The organism is Pararoseomonas baculiformis, assembly GCF_017813395.1.
Lineage (GTDB): Bacteria > Pseudomonadota > Alphaproteobacteria > Acetobacterales > Acetobacteraceae > Roseomonas > Roseomonas baculiformis.
This window is the reverse complement of sequence record NZ_JAGIZB010000004.1, coordinates 24,638-49,469: the sequence shown is the minus strand read 5'-3', so window position 1 is coordinate 49,469 and position 24,832 is coordinate 24,638. Positions and strand designations below refer to the sequence as shown.

At 69.8% G+C, this 24,832-nt stretch carries 23 protein-coding genes; 12 read left to right on the top strand and 11 right to left on the bottom strand.

The annotated features are described in order from the left end of the window. The first annotated feature begins 1 nt into the window (after position 1). Together J8J14_RS05115 and J8J14_RS05110 are read left to right on the top strand one after the other, a co-directional pair. The gene (locus J8J14_RS05115) at positions 2-589 is read left to right on the top strand and encodes a DUF1643 domain-containing protein (RefSeq protein WP_209378392.1); all 588 of its coding nucleotides are present in this window, start codon (positions 2-4) and stop codon (positions 587-589) included. A gap of 60 nt (positions 590-649) precedes the next feature. Further along, on the top strand, positions 650-1,777 hold the full coding sequence (locus tag J8J14_RS05110) for an endonuclease/exonuclease/phosphatase family protein (RefSeq protein WP_209378391.1): 1,128 nt from the start codon (positions 650-652) through the stop codon (positions 1,775-1,777). Positions 1,778-1,821: 44 nt separating this feature from the next. Here J8J14_RS05110 and J8J14_RS05105 read toward each other — a convergent pair whose 3' ends face one another. The 9 genes from J8J14_RS05105 to J8J14_RS05065 all read right to left on the bottom strand — a co-directional run bounded on the left by J8J14_RS05105 (position 1,822) and on the right by J8J14_RS05065 (position 11,731). Then, positions 1,822-2,352 (bottom strand): GNAT family N-acetyltransferase, encoded by a 531-nt coding sequence (locus J8J14_RS05105; RefSeq protein ID WP_209378390.1) that lies wholly within the window; start codon positions 2,350-2,352, stop codon positions 1,822-1,824. A 65-nt stretch (positions 2,353-2,417) separates the two neighbouring features. Then, a complete protein-coding gene (locus J8J14_RS05100) occupies positions 2,418-4,058 on the bottom strand; it encodes an AMP-binding protein (RefSeq protein WP_209378389.1) in 1,641 nt (546 codons plus the stop codon). Then, on the bottom strand, positions 4,058-4,873 hold the full coding sequence (locus J8J14_RS05095) for an enoyl-CoA hydratase (protein ID WP_209378388.1): 816 nt from the start codon (positions 4,871-4,873) through the stop codon (positions 4,058-4,060). The genes J8J14_RS05100 and J8J14_RS05095 overlap by 1 nt, the downstream gene beginning before the upstream one ends. A gap of 127 nt (positions 4,874-5,000) precedes the next feature. Continuing rightward, the gene (locus J8J14_RS05090) at positions 5,001-6,710 is read right to left on the bottom strand and encodes an MFS transporter (RefSeq protein WP_245215426.1); all 1,710 of its coding nucleotides are present in this window, start codon (positions 6,708-6,710) and stop codon (positions 5,001-5,003) included. Positions 6,711-6,912: 202 nt separating this feature from the next. After that, the gene (locus J8J14_RS05085; protein ID WP_209378387.1) at positions 6,913-7,563 is read right to left on the bottom strand and encodes a hypothetical protein; all 651 of its coding nucleotides are present in this window, start codon (positions 7,561-7,563) and stop codon (positions 6,913-6,915) included. Further along, positions 7,560-8,960, bottom strand: coding sequence for a TRAP transporter large permease (locus J8J14_RS05080; RefSeq protein WP_209378386.1), 1,401 nt, complete (start codon positions 8,958-8,960; stop codon positions 7,560-7,562). Before J8J14_RS05080 ends, J8J14_RS05085 begins: the two co-directional genes overlap by 4 nt. 34 nt (positions 8,961-8,994) lie before the next feature. After that, positions 8,995-9,669: a TRAP transporter small permease subunit gene (locus J8J14_RS05075; protein ID WP_209378385.1), complete on the bottom strand. Its 675-nt coding sequence runs from the start codon at positions 9,667-9,669 to the stop codon at positions 8,995-8,997. 56 nt (positions 9,670-9,725) lie between these two features. Continuing rightward, positions 9,726-10,862: a TRAP transporter substrate-binding protein gene (locus J8J14_RS05070; RefSeq protein ID WP_209378384.1), complete on the bottom strand. Its 1,137-nt coding sequence runs from the start codon at positions 10,860-10,862 to the stop codon at positions 9,726-9,728. Positions 10,863-10,957: 95 nt separating this feature from the next. After that, positions 10,958-11,731, bottom strand: coding sequence for a ferredoxin--NADP reductase (locus J8J14_RS05065; RefSeq protein WP_209378383.1), 774 nt, complete (start codon positions 11,729-11,731; stop codon positions 10,958-10,960). A gap of 123 nt (positions 11,732-11,854) precedes the next feature. Here J8J14_RS05065 and J8J14_RS05060 point away from each other — a divergent pair, with 123 nt between their 5' ends. The 6 genes from J8J14_RS05060 to J8J14_RS05035 all read left to right on the top strand — a co-directional run bounded on the left by J8J14_RS05060 (position 11,855) and on the right by J8J14_RS05035 (position 16,857). Then, positions 11,855-12,598, top strand: a complete 744-nt coding sequence (locus J8J14_RS05060) for a GNAT family N-acetyltransferase (RefSeq protein ID WP_245215425.1) — start codon at positions 11,855-11,857, stop codon at positions 12,596-12,598. A 42-nt stretch (positions 12,599-12,640) separates the two neighbouring features. Continuing rightward, complete coding sequence (locus J8J14_RS05055) at positions 12,641-13,081, top strand: DUF3429 domain-containing protein (protein ID WP_209378382.1); 441 nt, start codon at positions 12,641-12,643, stop codon at positions 13,079-13,081. Positions 13,082-13,177: 96 nt separating this feature from the next. Next, a complete protein-coding gene (locus J8J14_RS05050; RefSeq protein ID WP_209378381.1) occupies positions 13,178-14,548 on the top strand; it encodes an esterase-like activity of phytase family protein in 1,371 nt (456 codons plus the stop codon). Positions 14,549-14,643: 95 nt separating this feature from the next. Further along, positions 14,644-15,834 carry an amidase gene (locus J8J14_RS05045; protein ID WP_209378380.1) on the top strand — a complete coding sequence of 397 codons (1,191 nt, stop codon included), beginning with the start codon at positions 14,644-14,646 and terminating at the stop codon, positions 15,832-15,834. A gap of 65 nt (positions 15,835-15,899) precedes the next feature. Further along, positions 15,900-16,418, top strand: coding sequence for a GNAT family N-acetyltransferase (locus J8J14_RS05040; protein WP_209378379.1), 519 nt, complete (start codon positions 15,900-15,902; stop codon positions 16,416-16,418). Positions 16,419-16,518: 100 nt separating this feature from the next. Beyond that, the gene (locus J8J14_RS05035) at positions 16,519-16,857 is read left to right on the top strand and encodes an NIPSNAP family protein (RefSeq protein WP_209378378.1); all 339 of its coding nucleotides are present in this window, start codon (positions 16,519-16,521) and stop codon (positions 16,855-16,857) included. 81 nt (positions 16,858-16,938) lie between these two features. Here the strand turns inward: J8J14_RS05035 and J8J14_RS05030 are convergent, their stop codons facing one another. Together J8J14_RS05030 and J8J14_RS05025 are read right to left on the bottom strand one after the other, a co-directional pair. Further along, positions 16,939-17,913: a Bug family tripartite tricarboxylate transporter substrate binding protein gene (locus J8J14_RS05030; RefSeq protein ID WP_209378377.1), complete on the bottom strand. Its 975-nt coding sequence runs from the start codon at positions 17,911-17,913 to the stop codon at positions 16,939-16,941. Positions 17,914-17,998: 85 nt separating this feature from the next. Next, entirely contained in the window at positions 17,999-18,385 is a 387-nt protein-coding gene (locus J8J14_RS05025; RefSeq protein ID WP_209378376.1) for a hypothetical protein, read from the bottom strand. 53 nt (positions 18,386-18,438) lie between these two features. Here J8J14_RS05025 and J8J14_RS05020 point away from each other — a divergent pair, with 53 nt between their 5' ends. From J8J14_RS05020 to J8J14_RS05005, 4 genes are read left to right on the top strand one after another with little or no spacing between them, the layout of a single operon-like run. Next, on the top strand, positions 18,439-19,371 hold the full coding sequence (locus tag J8J14_RS05020) for an ArsR/SmtB family transcription factor (protein WP_209378375.1): 933 nt from the start codon (positions 18,439-18,441) through the stop codon (positions 19,369-19,371). A 10-nt stretch (positions 19,372-19,381) separates the two neighbouring features. Continuing rightward, the gene (metH, locus tag J8J14_RS05015) at positions 19,382-22,882 is read left to right on the top strand and encodes a methionine synthase (protein ID WP_209378374.1); all 3,501 of its coding nucleotides are present in this window, start codon (positions 19,382-19,384) and stop codon (positions 22,880-22,882) included. Between the two features lie 40 nt (positions 22,883-22,922). Further along, positions 22,923-23,810, top strand: coding sequence for a cation diffusion facilitator family transporter (locus J8J14_RS05010; RefSeq protein ID WP_209378373.1), 888 nt, complete (start codon positions 22,923-22,925; stop codon positions 23,808-23,810). A 10-nt stretch (positions 23,811-23,820) separates the two neighbouring features. Then, positions 23,821-24,831, top strand: coding sequence for an energy transducer TonB (locus J8J14_RS05005; RefSeq protein ID WP_209378372.1), 1,011 nt, complete (start codon positions 23,821-23,823; stop codon positions 24,829-24,831). Position 24,832 lies beyond the last annotated feature (1 nt).

The following is a 24,832-nucleotide window of genomic DNA, read 5'->3' as shown; positions in this document are numbered from 1 at the left end:
CTTGGCCGATCTCTTCCCTGCAGCCCGCCGCCCGCAGGACCTGCATGATCCCGGCGGCAAGGTCCGGCTGAAGATCGGGGCGGAGGTGGTGAGCCGCGCGGAATTCTCCGACGATGGCCGCTACCGCACGGTGCTGGAGCGGCGCTGGGACGGGCAGCCTTTCGGCTCCCCCGGGGTCTGCGCCTGGATCATGATGAACCCCAGCACGGCGGATGAGAATGTGGACGACCCCACCGTCCGCCGCGCGCGGGACTTCACGCGGCGCTGGGGCTTCGGTGCCATGGTGGTGCTGAACGCCTTCGCCTTGCGCGCGACCAGGCCGGCCATGCTGCTGGAATGCGACGACCCCGTGGGGCCCGGAAATGATGCCGCCATCGCGGAATGGGCGGCGCGGGCGGAGCGCGTGGTGGTGGCCTGGGGGCTGCCGCCGAAGCCGCTGCGCTGGCGTGCGACGCAACTGGCCGGGATTCTCGCCAGGGCCGGGGCGCAGCCGCTCGCGCTCAGGGTGACGGCCGACGGGCAGCCCGGGCATCCGCTCTACATAGCGGGCGATACGCTGCCGCAGCCCTGGGCCGCGCCGTCCTCCTGAAACCGTCCCGAGCCACTGGCGCTCCTTCGCCAGGGCAGGAATGGTGGCGTTTGCAGGGCAATGACATCGTTCGTCCTGAAAGCCGCGCGCGCCCTTCTGATGCTTCTGGCGGTGGCCGGGATACTGGCGACCGCGCTGGCCGCATTGCCGGGCGATGCGTGGTGGATCCGGATGCTCAGCTATCCCCGGCTCCAGATCCTCCTGGTCATGCTCCTCCTGATGGTCCTGCTGGCCCTGTTGCCGGGGCGGGGCTGGAAAAGCTGGAGCGCCTCTGCCGCCCTGGCGCTCGCCTGCATCTGGCAGGCGGTCCTGCTCGCGCCGTGGTTCGTGCCCCTCGTCGCGGCTTGGCCCGCGCCGGAGGCTCCCTCGGGATCCTGCCCGGTCGGGGAGCGCCTGCGCGTTCTGTCCGCCAATGTGCAGATGACGAACGACCGCGACCATCGCCTGCTGAGGATCGTGCAGGAGGCCGACCCGGACATCGCCTGGTTCCAGGAGACGAACGCGACGTGGCGCCAGGAACTGGCGCCGCTGGCGGCCCGGATGCCGCACAGCCTGGTCGAGGCCAGGGAGAACTACTACGGGATCTATCTCGCCTCGAAGCTGCCGCTGGAGGAGGCGTCGATCCAGAACCTGACCAACTCGCGCAATCCCTCGGCCTTCGCGACGGTGACGCTGCCCTCCGGGCGGCGCGTGCGAATATACGCCATCCACCCGCGCCCGCCGCAGTTCGGGCAGAGCACGGCGGAGCGAGACGGCCAGCTGATGGCGATGGCGCTCGCGGCGCGGGGAGACAGGATGGCACATGTGGTGGTCGGGGACCTGAATGCGGTGCCCTGGGAAACCGTGCTCGACCGGATGCGGCGGATCGGCGATTTCCGTGACCCGCGCATCGGCCGCGGGCCCTTCATCACCTGGAACGCGAAGGAGTGGCTGCTGAAATGGCCGCTCGACCACATCATGCCCGGGCCGGGGATGGTGATCGGCGACCTGCGCGTGCTGCCCGCCTTCGGTTCGGATCACTGGCCGATCCTTGCCGATCTTTGCGTGCTGGCCGGCCCGATCGAGCGGGGGACAGTGCCGGAAGCGCTGCTGGCCGAGGCGCGCGAGGTGGTGAGGCGTGGCCAGGGCAAGGCGGTGGAGCCGGGTTCCGCCCGGCCCGAAGGCGCCGAGTCCGGGCCCGAGGACTGACCTGGGGGGAACGGCCGGGCGGCGCGGGGCGCGCCCGCCCCGGTTCAGGGCCGGCTGGGCGGCGTGCTGTCGCCGGGCCCGAGCGGGCGGGTCATCAGCACCGTGTCGAGCCAGCGCTCATGCTTCCAGCCGATCGAGGGGATCACCCCCGCATGGCGGAAGCCCAGCTGCTCATGCAGGCGGATGGAGGGCCGGTTCGCCGAATCCCCGATCACCGCGACCATCAGGCGGAAATCCGCCGCCTCGCAGCGCGCGATCAGGGCTTCCAGCAGGGCCCGGCCCGTACCGGACCGTGTTGCGCCCGGCGCGACATAGACCGAGTTCTCCACCGTGTGCCGGTAGGCCGGGCGGGGGCGATAGGCCGAGGCATAGGCATAGCCGAGCAGGACGCCGTTCCCGTCCACCGCCGCCAGATGCGGGTATCCGCCGGCCAGCACCGCTTCCCGCCGCGCCCCCATCTCGGCCTCGCCCGGTGGGGTCAGCTCGAAGGAGGCGCGGCCATGCTCGACCCAATGGGCGTAGATGCGCGTGATGGCCGGGATGTCGTCAGGGCGACTGTCGCGGATGGTCGTCATGCGCCTGTCATGCGGCGGGGCGGGCCCCGCCGCAAGCGATCAGGTCGGCGACTTGTCGAGGGCGCTCAGGCGCCCAGCCCCTCCCGCACGGCCTTCCGCAGCGGGACCTTCTGGAGCTTGCCGGTGGAGGTCTTCGGCACCTCCTGGAAGATGACGCGCTTGGGCACCTTGAAGCCCGCCAGGCGCGCCCGGGCATGGGCGATCAGCTCCTCCTCCGTCGCTTCGGCATCGGGCTTCAGCTCCACGAAGGCCCAGGGCACCTCGCCCCATTTCTCGTCCGGCGCCGCCACCACCGCGGCCACCGCCACGGCGGGGTGCTTGTAGAGCGCGTCCTCCACCTCGATGGAGGAGATGTTCTCCCCGCCGGAGATGATGATGTCCTTCGCGCGGTCCTTCAGCTGCACATAGCCATCAGGGTGCTTCACGCCGAGATCGCCGGTGCGGAACCAGCCGCCGGTGAAGGCCTTCTCCGTCGCGGCGGGATCCTTCAGGTAGCCCTTCATCACGGTGTTGCCGCGCATCACCACCTCGCCCATGGTCGTGCCGTCTGCGGGGGTGGGCCGATCATTCGCGTCCAGCACGTCGAAGGCTTCCAGCGTGACATAGCGCACGCCCTGGCGGGCCATCAGTGCCGCGCGCTCCGGGGCAGGCAGCGCGTCATGCTCGGGATGCCATTCGTTCACCACGGATGGGCCGTAGCATTCGGTAAGCCCGTAGATGTGGCGCACCGTGACGCCCGCGGCATCGGCGGCGGCCAGCACCGCCTCGGGCGGCGCCGCGCCGGCCGTGCCGAAGACCAGGCCGGTGCCGGGGATGCGGTTCGGGTCGTTCACCAGGGTCTGCAGCACGATCGGCGCGCCGCACAGATGCGTCACGCCATGGGCCTTGATCAGCTCCCACATGGCCGGGCCGCGCACGGCGCGCAGGCAGACATGGGTGCCGGAACCGGCGGCCACCGCCCAGGGGAAGCACCAGCCGTTGCAGTGGAACATCGGCAAGGTCCAGAGATAGACGGGCGCCGGCGGGATGCCGCAGGCCAGGATATCGCCGATGGCGCCGAGATAGGCGCCGCGGTGGTGATATACCACGCCCTTGGGCCGGCCCGTGGTGCCGGATGTGTAGTTCAGCGCGATGGCGTCCCACTCATCGCCCGGCGGCTGCCAGGGAAAACCCGGATCACCGGAGGCCAGGAAGTTCTCGTAATCCTCGCCGCCCAGCGTGTGGTCGAAGGGTGCCTCGCTGTCATTCACCTCGATGACGAGCGGCCTCGCGCTCGCGATTTCCAGCGCGCGCTGCAGCAGGGGCACGAACTCGCGGTCCACGACGATGGCGCGCGCCTCGCCATGGTCCAGGATGTAGGCGATGGTGTCGGCATCCAGGCGGATATTGATCGTGTTCAGCACGGCGCCGGCCATGGGCACGCCGTTGTGGCACTCGATCATGGCCGGGATATTGGGCAGCAGGGCCGCCACCGTGTCCCCGCGCCCGATGCCGCGCGCGGCCAGGGCAGAGGCGAGGCGCACGCAGCGGTCCCGGTGCTGCTTCCAGGTCAGGCGAAACGCGCCATGGATCACCGCAACCCGGTTCGGGAAGACCGCCGCCGCGCGCTCCACGAAGAGCAGCGGGGTCAGGGCGCGGTGATTGGCCTCCGTGCGGGGCAGAGCGTCATAGGCCTGCTTCGCGGAGAGGGGCGGGTTGGTGTCCATCAGCGATGCCTCCATTCCGGTGCGCGCTTCGCGAGGAAGGCGCCGATGCCTTCTGCCGCATCCTCGGCCAGCAGGTTCTCCACCATGGCGGCCGCCGCCACCTCATAGGCCTGGGGCAGGGGGAGCCCGGTCTGGTGGTTGAAGCAGCGCTTACCCAGCTGCACGGCCAGGGCGGAGCGCCCGGCGATGCGCGCGGCCAGGGCCGCCGTCTCCGCCCGCAACGCGGCGCCGGGCAGGATGCGGTTCACCAGCCCGATCCGCCGGGCCTCCTCCGCCCCGATCGGCTCCGCGGTCAGCAGCATTTCCATGGCGGCCTTCCTGGGCACGGCGCGGGAGAGGGCGACGGCCGGGGTGGAGCAGAACAGGCCGATCTCCACCCCTGGCGTGCAGAAGCGCGCCTCCTCGGCCGCGATCACCAGGTCGCAGGCAGCGGCGAGCTGGCAGCCCGCCGCCGTGGCCAGGCCCTGCACCGCCGCGATCACGGGCTGGGGCAGGGCGGGGATGGCCTGCATCACCGCCGCGCAGCGGGCCATGGAATCGGCGAAGAAGGCATGGCCCCCATCCGGATCGGCGAAGCGCGCGGTGATCTCCTTCAGGTCATGGCCTGCGCAAAAGACCGGGCCCTCGGCCTGGAGCACGACGCAGCGGATCGCGGGGTCCGTGGCGATGTCGCGCAGCGCGGCTGCCAGGGCGTCGAGCAGGGCGATGGAGAGGCCGTTGCGCGCTGCCGGGCGGTTGAGGGTGAGGGTGGCGACGGCATCCCGATCCTCCAGGACCAGGATGGAGGCGGACCTTCCGCTGGCCCCATCTGGCATGTCGTTCCTCCCTGACCTTTTCGGAAAGGTTGGGGCGGGCCGCCTTCCCGGCGCAAGGGGGCGCGCTCGCAAAAGGAAAGGGCGCCGGGATCCCTCCCGGCGCCCTGATCCCATCACGCGGGGATGGTCAGGCCCGCGCGTTGGTGCCGGATTCCTCGGCCTCGAAGATGTCGCGGTCCTTCGTCTCGGGGATGAAGAGCGCGCCGATCACCACCGTCGCGAGCGCGATGACGATCGGGTACCAGAGGCCGTAGTAGATGTCGCCGGTCTGGGCCACCATCGCCAGCGAGGTCGCCGGCAGCAGCCCGCCGAACCACCCGTTGCCGATATGGTAGGGCAGCGACATCGAGGTGTAGCGGATGCGCGTGGGGAAGAGCTCCACCAGCGCCGCCGCGATCGGGCCGTACACCATGGTCACGTAGATCACGAGCAGGGTCAGCACGCCGATCAGCACTGCCGGCTGTTCGCGGAAGATGTCGAAGGGACCGGACATCTTCACCACGCTGGGGTTGGAGGCCAGCGGATACCCCGCCGAGGACAGCCCCGCCGTGAGTTGCTGCGCGAAGGTGGGGTCCGTGGCCCGGATGGGCGCCCCGCCATTGATGCGGATCGCGGTCTCCGACGCCGGCGTGCCGGCCGGCAGCGCCTCCACCGAATACTGCACCGAGGCCCGGGACAGCGCCGCCTTGGCGATGTCGCAGGGCTGGGTGAAGCGCGCGGTGCCCACCGGGTTGAACTGGAACGAGCAGGTCGCCGGGTCGGTCAGCACCTGCACCGGGATGGTCTGCTGCGCCCGGTGCAGCGCGGGGTTGGCCTCCGCTGTCAGCAGCTTGAACAGCGGGAAGTAGGTCAGCGCCGCCAGGAGGCAGCCGCCGAGGATGATCGGCTTGCGCCCGATCTTGTCGGAGAGCCAGCCGAAGAAGACGAAGAAGCCGGAGCCGAGCAGCAGAGACCAGGCGATCAGCAGGTTCGTCGTCGGTCCGTCCACCTTCAGGATCGAGCCGAGGAAGAACAGCGCGTAGAACTGCCCGGTGTACCAGACCACCGCCTGGCCCATGGTCAGGCCCAGCAGCGCCAGGATCGCCCACTTCGCGTTCCTCCAGGTGCCGAAAGCCTCGGAGAGCGGCGCCTTGGACCCGGTGCCCTCCTCCTTCATCTTCTTGAAGGCCGGGCTCTCGTTCAGCGTGGAACGGATCCACACGGAAATGCCGAGCAGCACGATGGAGAGCAGGAAGGGGATGCGCCAGCCCCAGGCGGCGAAGTCGGCCTCACCTGTCATGGTGCGGGTGCCCAGGATGACCAGCAGCGACAGGAACAGCCCCGCCGTCGCGGTGATCTGGATGAAGGAGGTGTAGAAGCCGCGGCGCCCGTTCGGCGCGTGCTCGGCAACATAGGTCGCGGCACCGCCATACTCACCGCCCAGCGCCAGGCCCTGGAGGCAGCGCAGCACGATCAGCAGGATCGGCGCGAGAATGCCGATGCTCTCCGACCCCGGCAGCAGGCCGACGACGAAGGTGGAGGCACCCATGATGACGATGGTGACGAGGAAGGTGTATTTGCGCCCCACCAGGTCGCCGATCCGGCCGAAGACGAGCGCGCCGAAGGGACGCACGAGGAAGCCCGCCGCGAAGGTGAGAAGCGCGAAGATGTTGCGCGTGCCCTCGGGGTACTGGCTGAAGAAATGGGTGCCGATCAGCCCGGCGAGGCTGCCGTACAGGTAGAAGTCGTACCATTCGAAGACTGTGCCGAGAGAGGAGCCGAGGATGACCTTCCTCTCCTCCTTGCTCATCGGGCGGTTCTTGTCCGTCGCCGCGGTTGTTGAATAGGCGGTGCTCATGGTCGGGCTTGGTCCTGAATCCCCCCGGGGCGCGACGCTTCCCGGACCTCGGTTTCCTCAGCCGGCCGGTTTCGGTGGCTGGGGACGAGCCGTCGCGCAGACTCATCGGGGCGAGCGTAAAACGATGCTGCGCCGTATCGCTAGGGAGAAAGCTGAAGATTTCCCCGGGCCGCGCCTGGCGGCAGGCACCGCGCGGAACGCTTCAGCCCAGCCGGGCGGACACCGTGCCGAGCGCGCCGAAACCTGCCGCAACGATTCCCTCGCGCGGCATGATCTGGCCGGACAGGCCCGCCGCGATGAGAAGCGCGCCGGCCGGCAGGCCGCCGAGTCGGCGTGCCTCGGCCGCCACCGGCGCCAGCGCGTCGCGCGGCCCCATGGGCCGGCCCTCGACCACCACGAGATCCGGCAAGGAACTGATGGCCGGCCCCACGACGACGAAGCCGAGCCCGGCAAGGTCGGCGACCCGGGCGCCGATCGCGACGGGAACCTCCGTGAAGCGATGATCCGCGATGTCGAGCGCGATGTGCAGCGCGGCAATGCGTGGCCGCGCATCGTCATCGGGCTGCAGCGCCTCGGCCAGCACGCCCACCAGCGCGGCGGTCGCCACCGGATGGCGGAGCGGCGCGGCCCTTGTGCCCTCGGGCAGCAGGCGTGCCTCGATCATGGGGCCGGCCATGCCGTCCAGCATCCGCACGCCGCAGGGCGTGATGCCCAGCGCCTCCAGCGCTGCGAGGGCCACGCGCTCGCCCTCCGCCCGGCCACGCGGGGCGACCTCGGGCGGAAGGGCGGCGAGAGAATTGCCGGTGGCAAGCGCCTCCGCGATCCAGCCGGCGGCACGGGCGGCACGCGTCACTCGCGAAGGGTCTCCTCCTCGGCGAAGCCGCCGCTGGGCGGGGCCTCCGTGCTCATGCCGGGCTCGGCGACTGTCTGGCCGCCATAGAGGGTCTCGGGCAGCCAGGTCACCAACTCGGGGAAGACATACATTACCACCATGGTCGCGACCACGATGTAGATGAATGGCATCACGCCCGCGAAGATCTCCTCCAGCCGCACATGCTTCGGTGCCACGCCCTTCAGGTAGAAGGTGGCCATGGCCACGGGCGGGGAAAGGAAAGAGGTCTGCAGGTTCAGCGCGATCATCACCCCGAAGAACAGCGGGGAGACGCCGAAATCATCCAGCAGGGGCAGGAAGATCGGCACGAAGATCACGATGATCTCCGTCCATTCCAGCGGCCAGCCCAGCACGAAGATGATGGCCTGGGCCAGGACCATGAAAGTGAAGGAGTTGAGCGGCAGCGACTTCACGAACTCCTCGACCACCGACTGCCCGCCGAGATAGCCGAAGACCGAGGAGAAGACGTAGGAGCCGACGAAGAGCCAGCACACCATCGCGGAGGTGCGGGCCGTGAGGAACACGCTCTCCCGCAGCTTCGCCCAGGTGAAGGCGCGATAGACGATGGCCAGGACAACGGAGCCGAGGCTGCCCATGGCGGCGGCCTCGCTCGGCGTGGCCAGCCCCATCAGGATCGCGCCGAGCACCGAGGCGATCAGCAGCGCCAGCGGCACGAAGGAGGTGATGAGCGCCCAGATCACGGTGCCCATGGGAATGTTCCGCTCCTCCGGCGGAAGGCGCGGTGCCCGCTCCGGCTTCAGCATCGCGATGATGATGATGTAGAGCATGTAGCAGATCGCGAGGGTGACGCCGGGGATGAAGGCGGCGGCATAGAGTTGCACCACCGAGACACCCGCCGTGGCACCGTAGAGGATCAGCATGATCGAGGGCGGGATGAGGATGCCGAGGCATCCACCCGCGCAGGTCACCCCCGCCGCCAGCCGCACGTCGTATCCGGCCTTCAGCATGGCGGGGAAGGCCAGCAGCCCCATCAGCGTCACCACCGCGCCGACGATGCCGGTGGCCGTGGCGAAGAGCGCGCAGGTGGCCATGGTCGCCACCGCCAGGCTGCCCGGGATGTTGCCGGATGCCATCTGCAGGGATCGGAACAGGCGGTCCAGGATGTTCGCCCGCTCGATCACATAGCCCATGAAGACGAAGAGCGGGACGGAGATGAGCACGTCATTCGCCATCACCGCATAGGTGCGCTGGACCAGAAGGTCGAAGATTCGGTCGCCCATGCCGAGATGACCGAAGAACAACCCCATCGCCATCAGCGTGAAGGCGATCGGGAAGCCCAGCAGGATGAAGAACAGGAACAGCCCGAGCATGGTCAGGCCGAGGGCGGGATCGCTCATGCCGGAAGAGGGCCTTGCCTGAGTTCGGGTTGTGTCAACGCCCGTCCTGCTGGTCGCCGCTGCGCTCGCGCATCACGGCCTCGGCAGGGGGCTGCAGGGTGATGGAGCGGCCATGCGCCAGCTCCGCCGCCAGCGCTTCCGCGCCGCGCGCCTCGGCCTGTGCGAGGATCAGCTGGTCCATCTCCTCCACGTCCGAGAGGCGCTTCGGCCAGACCCCGTCCCGGATGCAGTGGATGCAGCGCACCACCTCCACCAGGCCCTGCAGCAGCAGCAGGAGGCCGACCAGCGGGATCAGGAACTTGAAGGGCCAGATCACCGGGCCGCTGGGCGAGAACATGGAACGCTCGTTCTGCGCCAGGCTTTCCTGGAAGAAGTGCCAGCCGGAGATCATGAAGGCGAGGATCGCGGGGAAGAAGAACAGGATGTAGAGCACGAGGTCGAGCCAGGCCTGACGGCGCGGCGGCATCATGCGGTAAAGGAAATCGCCGCGCACATGCCCGTTGCGCGACAGCGCATAGGCGCCCGCCATCATGAACAGCGTGCCGTACAGCATGTAGCTGACGTCATAGCCCCAGGTGGTGGGTGCCCGGAAAGCGTAGCGGGCGACGACCTCATAGGTGACGACGGCGGTCAGGGCGACGATGCACCAGGCGAAGGCCTGCCCCACCAGGGTGGAGAGCCGGTCGATGCCCAAGAGGATCCGCTGCATGCTACTCCCTTGCTTCCGGCGGGTGCCGGCGGGGCGCGCGGCCCCGCCGGAACCGGTCAGCGATTGGCGAAGAAGTGGTTGTAGGCGACGGCCTGGCTGGCCTCGTAGCGCAGGAAGAAGTTGCCCACGCGGCGGCACCAGTCCCGCTGGCTGTCGCACACCTTCTTGAAGAAGGGGCCGTTCTGCGGGTTGGAGTTGTCGCCTTCCAGCCGCTCGATCACCTTGTTCCAGGCCGCGAGCTGCGCATCCAGCACCGGGCGGGGCAGGGGGCGCGCCTGCACGCCCTGCCGCTGCGTCATTTCGAGCAGGTCCTTGGAGTAGCGATCCTGCAGCTTCCAGGACATGTCGGCGGATGCGGCCTCCGCGCTGTACCGGAGAACGGCCTGGAGCTCGGGCGGCAGCCCCTCGTATTTCTGCCGGTTGAACAGGATCTCGAAGCTCTCGACCTTCTGGTGATAGCTCTGGATCATGTAGTTCTTCGCCACATCGGGGAAGCCGAGCACGCGGTCGGAGGAGGGGTTGTTGAACTCCGCCCCGTCGATCACCCCGCGTTCCAGCGCCGGGACGATCTCCCCGCCAGGCAGCGAGACGACGGCGGCGCCCATTTCGGCCAGAAGGTCAGCGGCCAGGCCGACCGTGCGGTACTTCAGGCCGCGGATCTGCTCCGCCCGCTCGATCGGCTGCTTGAACCAGCCAAAGGGCTGGGTGGGCATGGGGCCGGAGAGGAAGCCGACGACATTCACCTTCAGGATGTCGTGCAGCAGCTCCTTGTACAGGGCCTCGCCGCCGCCATGGTAGAACCAGCCGAGCAGCTGGTTGGCATCGCCGAACCAGGGCGGGGTGGTGCCGAAGAGAGAGAAGGCCTTGTTCTTGCCGAACCAGTAGGCGGCCACGCCATGCCCGCCATCCAGCGTGCCGGAATGAACGGCATCCAGCACCTGGAAGGCGCCGACAACAGCGCCGGCGGCCAGCAGCTCCACCCGCAGGCGCCCGCCGGCCATGCGGTTCACGCGTTCCACGTAGTCCTGCGCGAATTCATGGAAGATGTCGCGCTGGGGCCAGGTGGACTGGAAGCGCAGCGTGGTGGTCTGCGCGCGGCTCACGCTGGGCGTGGCGAGGACGGCGGCCCCGGTGGCGCCGACAGCAGCGGCGCGCAGCAGGCCACGACGGCCTGCCCTTGCTTTCTCGGACATGAATTCTTCCCTCGTGGCGCACCATCTGACGGGCACGCTCCCTGGGAAGCCTGCCTCGATTCTATCGAGGCTGCAATATCTTCCTTGCCGCGCCTTTATTTCTCAACAAAGGCCTTCTCGACCACGAAGTGCCCGGGCTCATGCGCGCTGCCCTCCTCCATGCCCAGCGCCTCCAGGCGCAGGCGCGTGTCCGCCAGCATCTCCGGCGAGCCGCAGAGCATCACGCGGTCATCCTCGAGCGAGAGCGGGGGGAAGCCGAGATCGGAATAGAGCCTGCCGCTGTCCATCAGCTCGGTGATGCGGCCGCGGGTCGGGAATTCCTCGCGGGTCACGCTGGGATAATAGATCAGTCCCTCGCGCACCATCTCGCCCAGGAGCTCGTGCTGGGTGAGCTCCTTCGTGATGTAGTCCCGGTAGGCCAGCTCCTCCACCTCGCGCACCGTGTGGGTCACGATCACCTTCCCGAAGCGGTCATAGGCCTCGGGCTCGCGGATCAGGGACATGAAGGGCGCCAGGCCGGTGCCGGTGGAAAGGAACCACAGCCGCTTGCCCGGCATCAGGTTGTCCAGCAGCAGGGTACCCACGGGCTTGCGGTTGATCAGCACGTTGTCGCCGGGCTGGATGTTCTGCAGCCGGGAGGTGAGGGGACCGTCCTGCACCTTGATGGAGAGGAATTCCAGCGTGTCCTCCCATGGGGGCGAGGCGACGGAGTAGGCGCGCATCAGCGGCTTCCCGTTCACCATCAGCCCGATCATGGCGAACTGCCCCGCCAGGAACCGGAAGCCCGGGTCACGCGTGCAGCGGAACGAGAAGAGCCGGTCGGTCCAGTGGCGGACCTCCAGCACGGTCTCGTTCAGGAAGGCGGACATCGCGGGCCGCTTCGGGTCCGCGCTGGGGTTGGGAGGGGTCGGTTCGGTCGACATGGGCGCACGGTATGGGGTGGGGGCGCCTCTTGTGCAATGCGGCGGCACGCGCGGCTTGAGGAGGCGCCCATGCCCCGGCAGCATCCCTCCATGCCCGATTCTCCCTTGCCCGAGCCGCCCCTGGGCCCCGAAGTCGATCCGACGCCCCGTCCCTTGCCGGCCCGCATCCGGCATGAGGGCGCCAGCGTCACCCTGGAACCCCTGCAGGCCGCCCATGCCGCGGAGCTCTGGCAGGCCACGCAATCGCCAGGGGCCGAGCCGGGCTGGGCCTATCTCGGCTACGGCCCCTTCGCGGACGAGGCGGCGATGCGGCGCCATGTTGCGGCCTTCGCCGCGCAGCACGACCCGATGGCCTGGGCGGTGCGGCCGAAGGCCACCGGCACCGCCGATGGCTGGCTTACCCTCATGGAGATCTTCCCGGCCGATTCCGCCATCGAGATCGGCCATATCTGGTTCTCCCCGCGCATGCAGCGCACCCGCGCAGCCACGGAAGCCATGTTCCTGCTCATGCGGCATGCCATGGACGATCTCGGCTATCGCCGCCTCGTCTGGAAATGCCACGCCCTGAACCAGCCCTCCCGCGATGCCGCGGCGCGGCTGGGTTTCCGCTACGAGGGCACGCTGCGCGCCATCAAGGTGATCAAGGGCCGCCTGCGGGACACGGCGCAATTCTCCATCCTGGCCGATGAATGGCCGGCCCGCCGGGATGCCATCGCGGCCTGGCTGGACGAGGCGAACTGGGATGGGCAGGGCCGCCCCCGCGCCTCCCTCGCCCGGGCGCAGCACCCGCCCCTGCCCTGGGTGGCCGGCTGACGCCGGGCTTGCAGGCGGGCGGCGCGACCCGAGATGGGTGTCATGCCCGAGACGCTTCCCGGCCCCGCCCGCATCCTCGGTCCCGCAGGGCTGCTTCCCTTCGGCGCCCTGGTCCTGCTGGCCCTGCTGGTACCGGAATGGCGCGCCATCGGGCTCAGCCTGCTCCACGCCTATGGCGCCACCATAGCTGCCTTTCTCGGCGCGGTGCATTGGGGGCTGGCGATGCGGCCCGCACCCGGTGAGGAAGGTGCCGTATGGGGCCGCATGGGCCTCGGCGTGACGCCGGCGCTGCTGGCCTGGGTGGCCTTGATGATGCCGCTCCGCGCCGGCCTGGTCGGGCTCGCGGCCATCCTGCTGACCACGGCCCTGGTGGAAACCCTGGCGGCGCGCCACGGGCTGGTGCCCATGGCCTATATGCGCCTGCGCTGGGGGCTCAGCCTCGGCGCCTCCGCCTGCCTGCTGCTCGGCGCCACGCTGGCCTGAGCGCCAGGAACCGCCATGGCTTCGTCACGCGCCGGTCAAGCGGCTGAAACCATGGGCACGTAACCCCGCCGCGATTTTCGGGGGAGTTACCGAATCATGCGTGCCCTGCTCCTGGCTTCCGCCGCCCTCCTGGCCCTGGCCGGCCCCGCCCGTGCCGACCAGCGCTTCGAGGCCGTGCTGGAGGGCCATGCCATCCTGCCCGCCAACACCATGGTCCAGCCCCCGGCGGATGCGCCGGCCGATGCCCGCGTTTCCGGCAAGTATGCCGGGCCAACGCCGCGCCGGGTCGATGCGCCGGGCAGCATCCCCGGCACCACCGGCCCAGCGCCGAACGGCCGGCCGACGGGCCTGTCCTTCCCCTTCCAGGGCCAGCCGCTCCAGGGCTTCTCCGGCATCAAGCCCGTGGCGGGCGAGCCCGGTGCCTACTGGGTGCTGACGGACAACGGCTTCGGCAACAAGCGCAACAGCCCCGATGCGTTGCTGATGTTCCACAAGATCCGCCCGGATTTCCGCACGGGCCAGGTGGCGGTGGAGCGCACCATTTTCCTTTCGGATCCCGAGCGCCGCGTGCCCTTCCGCATCGCCCATGAGGGCACGGAGCGCCGCTATCTCACCGGCAGCGACTTCGACCTAGAGAGCATCCAGCCCATCGGCGACGGCTTCTGGATCGGCGAGGAGTTCGGCCCCTTCCTGATCCAGGTGGACGCCGAGGGGCGGGTGCAGCGCGTGGTGGAGACGATGGTGGATGGCCGCGCCATCCGCGGCCCCGACCACCCCGAACTCTCCATTCCCGCCAGCCCGACCGCGGGCGTCGCCTTCCAGGCCCAGCGCAGCGGCGGCTATGAGGGCATGGCGGCCAGCCCCGATGGCAGCCGCCTCTACGCCATGCTGGAGAAGCCGCTGCTGACGGCGCAGGGCCAGGCCGAGGGACGCTTCCTCCGCATCGTGGAGTTCGACACCGCGCGCGCCGATTGGACCGGCCGCAACCTGCGCTTCCGCCTGGCCGAGGGCGCGACCGCCATCGGTGACTTCAACATGGTGGATGACCGCCGCGCCCTGGTGATCGAGCGCGACGATGCCGAGGGCGACCCGGCCCGCGCCTGCGGGCAGGGCCAGCAGCCCCCGGCCTGCTTCCACAACCCCGCCCGGGTAAAGCGGATCAGCCTCATCGACCTGGGCGACGTGGACGGGGAGGGCTTCGTGCGAAAGATCGGCCATATCGACCTGATGGCGATCCGCGACCCGGAGGGCGTCGCCCGCCAGCGCGGCGATGTCGGGCCGGATGCCCCGCGGGACCGCTTCACCTTTCCCTTCTTCACCATCGAGAACGTGGCGGTGGTGGATGCCGACCACATCATCGTCGGAAACGACAACAACCTGCCCTTCAGCGCCGGCCGGCACCTGACCCGGGCGGATGACAACGAGCTGATCCTGCTGCGGGTTCCGGAGCTTCTCCGGGCCCGCTGAGCCAAGGGAAACCGGGCGGCCCAGGGCCGCCCGGCGGTGGACAGGAAGGCCGTGCTGCCGCAGCATCCGCATTGATCACGAAATGGTGGGTGCGGATGAGCGACGAGGATCGGGCCAGCGGGTTCATGCCGGGGAAGCGGCCCTCGCTTCCCCATGCCTCGGGCGGGCCCCTGGCCGGCCTGACCTTCGCGGCGAAGGATCTCTACGACGTCGCCGGGCATCCCACGACCTATGGCAACCCGGACTGGGCGCGCACCCATGGTGCCGCCGTTTCCACCGCACCCGCGGTGCTGGCCCTGGCGGAGGCCGGCGCCCGGTTCCTGGGCAAGACGAAGACGGTGGAACTGGCCTTTGGCCTCACCGGCGAGAATGTCTGGTACGGCACGCCGCTGAACCCGGCGGCGCCGGACCGCTTTCCCGGCGGTTCCTCCTGCGGCAGCGCCTCCGTGGTGGCGCGGGGCGAGGCGGATATCGCTCTGGGCTCGGATACGGGCGGATCCGTCCGGATCCCGGCCTCCTACTGCGGCATCTACGGCATCCGGCCCTCCTGGGGGGCAGTATCGCTTGTCGGGGCACGGGCGCTCGCTCCGTCCTATGACACGGCGGGCTGGTTCGCCGCCCGCGCCTCGGTGCTTCGCCTTGCCGGGGAGGCGTTGCTTCCGGAAGGTGGGGAGGCGCCGCTCGGCCCGGTGCTGCGCGTGCAGGAAGCCTGGATGAACGCGCAGCCCGCCGTTGCGGCCGCGCTGGCGCCGGCGCTGGAGTCGGTGGAGAAGGTGCTCGGCTCCGGGCTCCAGCTCTGGCTGGTGCCGGAGACGCTGCCCGCCCTCTACGAACATTTCCGCGCCCTCCAGGCCGAGGAGGCCTGGGCGACCCTGGGTGGCTGGATCGAGGCGACGAAGCCGGAATTGGGCCCCGGCGTCGCCGAGCGCTTCGCCATGGCCCGCGACATGGACCCGGCGAAGGTGAAAGCGGCCCGCAGCTTCCGCCAGGGCTTTCGGCACAGGCTGGCGGCCCTGCTGGGAGGGGGTGCCGTGCTGGCCTATCCCACCTCCCCGCTGGTCGCGCCGAAGCTCGATGCCTCGCCGGCCGAGCAACTCTGGGTGCGGGAGGTGACGCTGGCCGTCACCTCCATCGCCGGCATGGGCGGACTCTGCGAGGTTTCCATTCCCGCGGCCACGGTGGACGACGCGCCGGTGGGCCTGTCCCTCGTCGCCGCGCCGGGGCGGGACCGCGCCCTCCTGGCCCTGGCCGAGCAGGTGGCGGACCGGATGGGGCTGCCGGTTTGACGCGGCGCGCGATTCGCGGCGGCGGGGTCATTCCCCGCCGCGCCGATCTGCTCTAGGCATCGCGCATGCCGCTCCGCGATGCCACTGCCGAAGACGCCACCGCCATCGCGGCGATCTACGCCCATCACGTCCTGCACGGGACCGGCACCTTCGAGGAGGAGCCGCCCCCGGCGGCGGAGATCGCCGCGCGCATGGCCCGGATCCAGGCCGCCGGCCATGCCTGGCTGGTGGTGGAGGAGGAGGGCCGCATCCTTGGATACGGCTATTACAACAACTTCCACCCGCGTTCGGCCTATCGCTACACGGTCGAGGATTCGATCTATGTCCGCGACGACGTGCGCGGGCAGGGCGTGGGCAAGGCGCTGGTGGCCGGATTGCTGGGGCGCGCCGAGGCCGCCGGCTTCCGGCAGATGATCGCGGTGATCGGCGATTCCGAGAATGTGGGCTCCATCGGCCTGCATCTCTCGCTCGGGTTCAAGCAGGTGGGGCTGACCAGGTCCGTGGGGATGAAGTTCGGGCGCTGGGTGGATGTGGTCTACATGCAGAAGGCCCTTGGCGAAGGCGACCGCAACCTCCCGGCGTGAGGCGCGGGGCGCGTTGACGATGGCGCCCCCTTATGGGCTCCTTCGCGCCGCCTGAGCCGGGAAGCCACGATTCCGGCTGGCATTGGGGGACCGAACGGGAATGCTGCTGGACCATCGCACCTATACCTGCCGCCCGGGCACGCTGAAGAAGCATCTCGCGATCTATGAGGAGCATGGCTGGGCGGTGCAGACGCGCCATCTCGGCATGCCGCTCGCCTATCTGACGACCGAGACCGGCGACGTGAACACCTATGTCCATATCTGGATGTACGAGGACGCGGCGGACCGCGCACGCCGGCGCGCCGCCATGCAGGCCGATCCGGCCTGGGTCGCCTATCTGCAGATGAGCGCGGATGCGGGCTACCTGCTGAAGCAGGAGAACAAGCTGATGAACCCTGTTAGCTTCGTCCCGGCGCCCCTTCGCGCTTCGGGGCCGTAGCAGGGGGGGCGTAGCCGGGGGGCAGGGGCAGGCGTTCCGGCCGGTTCCCTGGCCCGGCTGCGCCGGCCTAGCCCAGCGTGACTAGCCGAGATTCACGCCGGCGCCGCGCACCACGCCGCCCCAGCGGTTCCGGTCCTCGATGATGAAGGCCGTGAAGGCCTCGGGCTTGTTGGCTATGGCATCCGCCCCCTGCTCGCGCAGGCGGGCCACCACATCCTGGTCCGTCAGCGCGCGGCGGACGGCCTCGTTCACGGTCGTCACCACGGGCGCGGGGGTTCCGGCGGGCGCGAGCAGCCCGAACCAGGAGGTCACCTCCACCCCGGGCACGGAGGTGGCGAGGGTGGGCGCTTCCGGCAGCATCGGCGTTCGCTGCGGCCCGGCCGTGCCGAGCGCGAGCAGCCCGCCGCTGCGGATATGCGGCAGCACGGTGGGCGCGTGGTCGATCATCATCAGCACCCGCCCGGCCAGCAGGTCCGCAATCGCCGGGGCGCTGCCCCTGTAGGGGACATGGGTCAGCTGGATCCCGGCCTGGGACGCGAAAAGCTCCGAGGCGAGATGGGTGATCGCCCCCTGGCCGGAGGAGGCGAAGGTGAGCTTCCCCGGATTCGCCTTCGCGTACTGGACCAGGGCCGGCACATCCCGCGCGGGGACCGAGGGATGGACAACAAGCACCATGGGCACCGTGGCCACCATGGAAATCGGCGCGAAATCCCGCACCGTGTCATAGGACAGGCTGGGATAGAGATGCGGCGTGATGGCCTGGGTGGCGCTGGTGCCGAGCAGCAGCACATGCCCGTCCGGGGCGGATTTCGCCACGGCTTCCGTCCCGATCGTGCCGCCCGCGCCCGTGCGGTTCTCCACCACCACGGGCTGCGGCCATTCGGCCCCGAAGCGGTTCGCCAGGGCACGGGCAAGGATATCCGTGGCGCCGCCGGCAGCGAAGGGCACGATGATACGGACGGGGCGGCTGGGCCAAGCCTGGGCCCGCGCGGGGCGGCTGGCCAGCATGGCGGCCGCCGTGCCGAGCGCGGCGGCCATCAAGGGGCGTCGCTGCATTCGTTCCTCCCTGGAATCCGGCAGGTTCTCTCCTGCTCGTAACGATATGCAGCACGCTCGGCGGCGCCGTCGCAACCCGGCGCAGCTAGGCCGCGCCAGGTGCCTCGGCCCGGAAGCGGCTGGCCACCACCGCGTCCTGGCGCAGCGTATCCGCGAGCGCCTCCCGGGCCTCCATGGAGGGAAGAAGCGCCACCACCCGGCTGAACCACTCGGACTGTCCCTTGACCCGGGCCAGGAACAGGGCATCCAGCGCCTGCGCGAATGGGCCACGTCCCGCGCAGCAATGGCAGGCCATGGGGTGCGGGCCAGGCTCCGCCCGGAAGCCGCCTGCCACGACGGCACCGGCGGGCAACGGGGAGGGGGGCGCCTCCGCCAGAATGGCGGCGCCGGGGCGCGCGGCGAGGCTGGCGGCCAGCCCCGCCTCATCCGCCACCACGGTGACGGGAATCCGGCCATCGGCAAAGACGGGCATGGCGATGCTCCTTTGCGATAGACATAAAGATATCGTTATGTCATGTGCAAGTCATGGAAGAGACCTTGGCCCAGCTTCGTGCCGCCGCCGAGCCGACAAGGCTGCGGCTGCTCGCGCTCTGCGCCCGTGGCGCGCTTTGCGTCACGGATCTCTGCGCCGCCCTGGGCCAGTCCCAGCCACGCCTCTCGCGGCACCTGAAGCTGCTGGTGGAAGCCGGGCTGCTGGAGCGGATGCCCGAGGGTTCGAATGTCTATTTCTCCCTGGCCGCCCGCGCCGATCTCGCCCGCGCCATCCTGGCCCGCCTGCCGGAGGATGATCCCCTCCTGGCCGCGGATCGCCGCCTCGCCGCCCGCCTGAGTGCCGAGCGGGTGCGCGCGGCGTCCGAGGCGTTCCGGAATGCGGGTTCGGATTGGGACGAGATGCGCGCCCTGGGCCTGCCCGCCGCCGAGATCGAGGCGGCGCTGCTGGCGGGCCTGCCGGACCGCATCGGCCGCCTGCTGGATATCGGCGCCGGAACCGGCCAGCTGCTGGAGCTGGTGGCGGAGCGCTGCGATTCCGCCCTGGGCGTGGATGCCAGCCGCGACATGCTGGCCCTGGCCCGCGGCCGCCTGGCGGAGCGCGGCCTGGCCCCGCGCTGCGCCGTGCGCCAGGCCGATATGTACCGCCTGCCCTTCCCGGATGAGGGTTTCGACGCGGTGACGCTGCAGATGGTGCTGCATTACGCCGAGGACCCCGCCGCCGCCCTGGCCGAGGCCGCCCGCGTGCTCTCGCCCGAAGGCGTGCTGCTGGTGGTGGATCTGGCCGCCCATGGCCGCGCCGACCTCATGGAACGCCACGCCCATCGCTGGCCCGGCTTCGACGATGCGCAGCTGGCCGGCTGGCTCGGCGAAGCGGGCTGCGCCCTGTCCCCGCCGGTCGAAATTCCCGGCCCCCTGAATGTCCGCCTGTGGTCCGCGCATCGCGCGACCGCGGTGCAGCCTGCCTGAGAGAAAAGACATGTCCCGACCGCATCTGCTCGACGCGCTGCGCGACCGCGTGCTGCTCTGCGACGGCGCCATGGGCAGCCGCGTGCAGGCCCTGACCCTGGATGTCGAGAAGGACTACTGGGGACAGGAGAACTGCACGGAGGTGCTGAACCTCTCCCGCCCCGACCTCGTGCGCGAGATCCATCGCGGCTATTTCGAGGCCGGTGCGGACATGGTGCTGACCAACACCTTCGGCGGCAGCCCGGTGACACTCGGCGAGTTCGACCTGCAGGACCGCGCGCGCGAGATCAACCGCACCGCCGTTCAGCTGGCACGGGAGGCGAGCGAGGGCTTCAGCGATGGCCGCCCGCGCTGGGTCATCGGCGATATCGGCCCCGGCACACGCCTGCCGAGCCTTGGGCACATCCCCTATGACGCGTTGGAAGAGGCGCTGACCGAGCAGTGCCGTGGGCTGATCGAGGGCGGCGCCGACGCCATCCTGACCGAGACGAACCAGGATACGCTTTTCATCAAGGCCGCGGTGAACGGCGCCAAGCGCGCCATCGCGGAGTTCAACGCAAACATCCCCATCTTCGTGCAGGTGACGGTCGAGACCACCGGCACGCTGCTGGTGGGGCCCGACATCGCCGCCGCGGCCACGGTGATCGATGCGCTGGACGTGCCGCTGATCGGCCTGAACTGCGCCACCGGCCCGCAGGAAATGGCGGAACATGTCCGTTGGCTGTCCCAGAACTGGCGCGGCCTCATCTCCTGCCAGCCCAATGCCGGGCTGCCGGAGCTGGTGGACGGAAGGACGCACTACCCGCTCGGCGCCGAGGAGATGGCGAGCTGGATGGAGCGTTTCATCACCGAGGACGGGCTGAACCTCGTCGGCGGCTGCTGCGGCACCTCCATCCCGCATATCCAGGGGCTGGACGCGATGCTGCGCAGGCTGGGCGGCGCAAGGCACCGCCCCGCGCCGGTGCTCCGCAAGCCGGTCTGGATCCCCTCGGTCGCCAGCCTCTACGGCTCTGTCGCGCTGCGGCAGGAGAACGCCTATTTCTCCATCGGCGAGCGCTGCAACGCCAATGGCTCCAAGGCGTGGCGTGAGCGGCAGGCCGCGCATGACTGGGACGGCTGCGTTGCCATCGGCCGCGAGCAGGTGGGAGAGGGCTCCAACTCCCTCGACATCTGCACCGCCTTTGTCGGCCGCGACGAGATGGCCGAGATGAACGAGGTGGTCACGCGCTTCACCAGCAGCGTGAACGCCCCGCTGGTGATCGATTCCACCGAGACGCCGGTGATCGAGGCCGCGCTGAAGCTGCATGGCGGCAAGCCCATCATCAACTCGATTAACTTCGAGGATGGCGAGGGCCATGCGGCGGACCGCATGGTTCTCGCGAAGAAGTTCGGCGCCGCCGTCATCGCCCTGACCATCGACGAGGTGGGCATGGCCAAGACCGCCGAGGACAAGCTCCGCATCGCCGAGCGCCTCGTGGACTTCGCCTGCAATCGCTACGGGTTGCCGCAGAGCGACCTGATGATCGACCCGCTCACCTTCACCATCGCGACGGGCAATGAGGACGACCGTAAGCTCGGCCTCTGGACGCTGGAGGGCATCCGGCTGATCCGGGAAAGGTTCCCGGACATCCAGATCATCCTCGGCCTGTCCAACATCTCCTTCGGCCTCAACCCCGCCGCGCGCCATGTGCTGAACAGCGTCTTTCTCGACCATGCGGTGAAGGCGGGCATGACGGGCGCGATCGTGCATGTCTCCAAGATCAAGCCGCTGCACCTCATCCCCGCCGAGGAGGTGAAGGTGGCCGAGGACCTGATCTTCGACCGCCGCGCCGAGGGCTACGACCCGCTCCAGGCCCTGCTGGAGCTTTTTGCCGGCCGCAAGGCCGCCGACACCGCCAAGCGCGCCAAGGCCGAAACGGTGGAGGGCCGGCTGAAGGACCGCATCGTCGATGGCGACCGAAAGGGGCTGGATGACGAGCTGGCCGATGCGCTGGCCAAGGGCATCACGCCGCTCTCCATCATCAACGACATCCTGCTGGACGGGATGAAGGTGGTGGGCGAGCTGTTCGGCGCGGGCAAGATGCAGCTTCCCTTCGTGCTGCAGAGCGCGGAGACGATGAAGGCCGCCGTGGCCTATCTCGAGCCCCACATGGAGCGCGTGGAGGGCCAGGAGAAGGGCACCATCGTGCTCGGCACGGTGAAGGGCGATGTGCACGACATCGGCAAGAACCTCGTGGACATCATCCTGACCAACAACGGCTACAAGGTGGTGAATCTCGGCATCAAGGTACCGTTGCAGGACATCGTCACCGCCGCGCGCGAGCACAAGGCGCATGCCATCGGCATGTCCGGCCTGCTGGTGAAGTCCACCGTGGTGATGCGCGAGAACCTGGAGGAGATGTCGCGCCAGGGCGTGGACATCCCCGTGATGCTCGGCGGCGCGGCGCTGACGCGCAACTATGTCGAGGATGATTGCGTCCGCGCCTATGCCTCCGGCCGGGTGGCTTATGCGCGCGATGCCTTCGACGGCCTGCACCTGATGGACAAGGTGATGGGCAACGGCTTCGACGACTACCTGGCCGCCCTGCAGGCCAAGCGCGCCGGCAAGGGGCGGAATGAACGCCGCACCCTCGGCACCGCCGATGCGCGCGGCTTCGCTCCGGTGGAGATCGGCTATGCCCAGGGGCGCCGCCGGCGCCTGACCGCGGATGAGCCCGTGCCCAACCCGCCCTTCTGGGGTGCGCGCGTGGTGGAGGCCCCGCCCAAGGCAATCGTGCCCTTCATCAACGAGCGCAGCCTGTATCAATTCCAGTGGGGCTTCCGGAAGCAGGGCCGGTCGCTGGACGATTTCCTGGGCTGGGCCAAGCAGGAACTCCGCCCCGTGCTGCGGCGCATGCTGCAGATCACCGAGGAAAGGGACATTCTCAAGCCGCAAGCCATCTACGGCTACTGGAAATGCGCGGGGCAGGGGAATGATCTCATCCTCTTCGAGGAGGATGGGGTGACGGAGGCCACGCGCTTCACCCTGCCGCGCCAGCCGAAGGACGATGGCGACTGCATCGCCGATTTCGTGCGTGACGTGGATGACGGGCCGGAGAATCGCGACGTCATTGGCCTGCAGGTCGTCACGGTGGGCCAGAAGGCCAGCGACATGGCGCGGGAATGGTTCGAGGAGAATCGTTACCAGGATTACCTCTACCTCCACGGCCTCTCGGTGGAGATGGCCGAGGGCATGGCGGAATATGTGCACAAGCGCATTCGTGCCGAGCTCGGCTATGCCGGCGAGGACGAGCGCGAGATGGAGAAGATGCTGTCCCAGGGCTATCGCGGCGGCCGCTACTCCTTCGGCTACCCGGCCTGCCCCAAGCTGGAGGACCAGGAGCCGCTGCTGCGGTTGCTGAAGGCGGAACGGATCGGCGTCTCGATTTCGGACGAATGGCAATTGCATCCTGAGCAATCCACCTCCGCGATCGTGCTGCACCATCCGCGCGCGAAGTACTTCTCGGTCTAGGGCAGGGCGGGCTATTCGGGGGCGGATGAGTCCGACCCCTATGAGCCCGACCGAACGCACCGCCTGGACCAGCCTCGGCGTCGGCCTCACCGTGCTTGCCCTCAAAGGGGCGGCATGGTGGCTGACGGGCAGCACGGCGCTCTTCGCCGACATGCTCGAGACGGTGGTGAACGTGGCCGCCGCCACCGCGGCCCTGGCTGCCGTGCGCTACTCCGCCATGCCCGCGGATGAGAACCATCCCTATGGGCATGCGAAGGTCGAATATTTCTCGGCCGTGCTGGAAGGCACGCTGATCCTCGTCGCGGCCTCCCTGATCCTGCAGGAGGCTTGGCAGGCCTGGGCCAGCCCGCGTGCGCCGGACCAGCCCGTGGCGGGCCTCGCGCTTTCCGCCGTGGCCACCGTGATCAACGGCACCTGGGCAACGATTCTTCGCCGGCGCGGGAAGCGGCTTTCCTCCCCCGCCCTGGTGGCGGATGCGCATTACCTCATGTCCGACGTGGTCACCTCCGCCGGGGTGATCATCGGTGTCGGTCTCGTGACGGTGACGGGGCTCCTCTGGCTCGACCCGCTGCTGGCGGGCGTAACGGCCGTGATGATCCTCTTCTCCGGCTGGCGCCTCCTGCGGGAGAGCGTTGGCGGGCTCATGGACGAGGCGGTTCATCCCGAGGACCTCGCCCGCATCCGCAGCCTTGTCTCGGCCGAGGCCATGGGCGCGATCGAGGCGCATGACCTCCGCACCCGCCGCGCGGGCCGGATCACCTTCGTGGAGTTCCACCTCGTCGTTCCCGGCGCGATGGCGGTGTCCGAGGCGCATGACATCTGCGACCGGATCGAGACGGCGCTGAAATCCACCCTCGGCAACGCCGTCATCACCATCCATGTGGAACCCGAGGGCAAGGCGAAGCACAGCGGGGTGCTGGTGCTGTGACCCGGCGCGCTTGAGCCTTCCGGCAGCCGACCCGGCCTGGGCCTATGTGCCCGCCGCCGCGCCGGCCTGGCGGCCGCGGCGCCGCCGGGGCCGGCGCGGCGCCTGGGCGTGGTGGGTCGCGGCGGCGCTGCACGCGGCGGCTCTCGCCGCCATCCTGCTCGATCTGGACCCTGAACGCCTGCCCGAACCCCGCATCGTGGAGGGCACGCCGCTTGTCTGGGAGGGGCCGGTCGGCGCGGGGGAGGGGGCGGAGGCGCTTGCTCCCGAGCTCGGGGCGGCGCCCGTGCCGGACGAGGCCCGCACCGGCGCCGCCACGCCATCCACGCCACCACCTGTCCCCGCTGATTCCCCCGCCCCGGAGCCCCCCGCGCCCCTGCCCCCGGCAGGTCTGCCGGCAGAAGCGGCGCCGCCCGCCGCGCCGGCCGAAGCGCCATCCTCCGAGCCAGCGCCCCCGGCAGAAGCCGCACCTTCGTTGCCGCTTCCGGCCGAGCCAGCCCCTCAACCCAGCCGGCAGCCTGATCCCGCGCCTGCTCCCGCATATCCGGCGGAGCCTCTGCCGCTGCCTCCCCCGCCGACGCCGCAGCCCCCGCCCCGGCCCTCCACAAGGCCAAGCCCCGTCCCGCCCCAGCCTCCCGCGCCAGCCGTGCCGCCCGCCGCCAGTCCGCCGATGCGGAGCGTGGAGGTGCCCCTTGCCACGGGGGGCGTCCGGCTCGGCGCGGGCAACCTGGGCTCGCCGGGTGAGAGCCGTACGGTGGGTGCCCCGCAGCCGGGCTGCGAGGACGTGATCGGCTATCCCGCCTCCGAGCGGCAGCGCGGCGTCACCGGCGCGGTGAATCTCCGCCTGCGCATATCCGATGATGGCAGGGTGGTGGAGGCGCGCATCATCGGCTCCAGTGGCTCCTTCGCACTGGACGAGGCCGCGCAGCGCGGCGTGCGCCGATGCCGCTTCTTCCCCGCCCTGCGGGATGGCATGCCCATCTGGGGCAGCCGCGACTACCGCGTCGTCTTCAGGCTGGAATAGA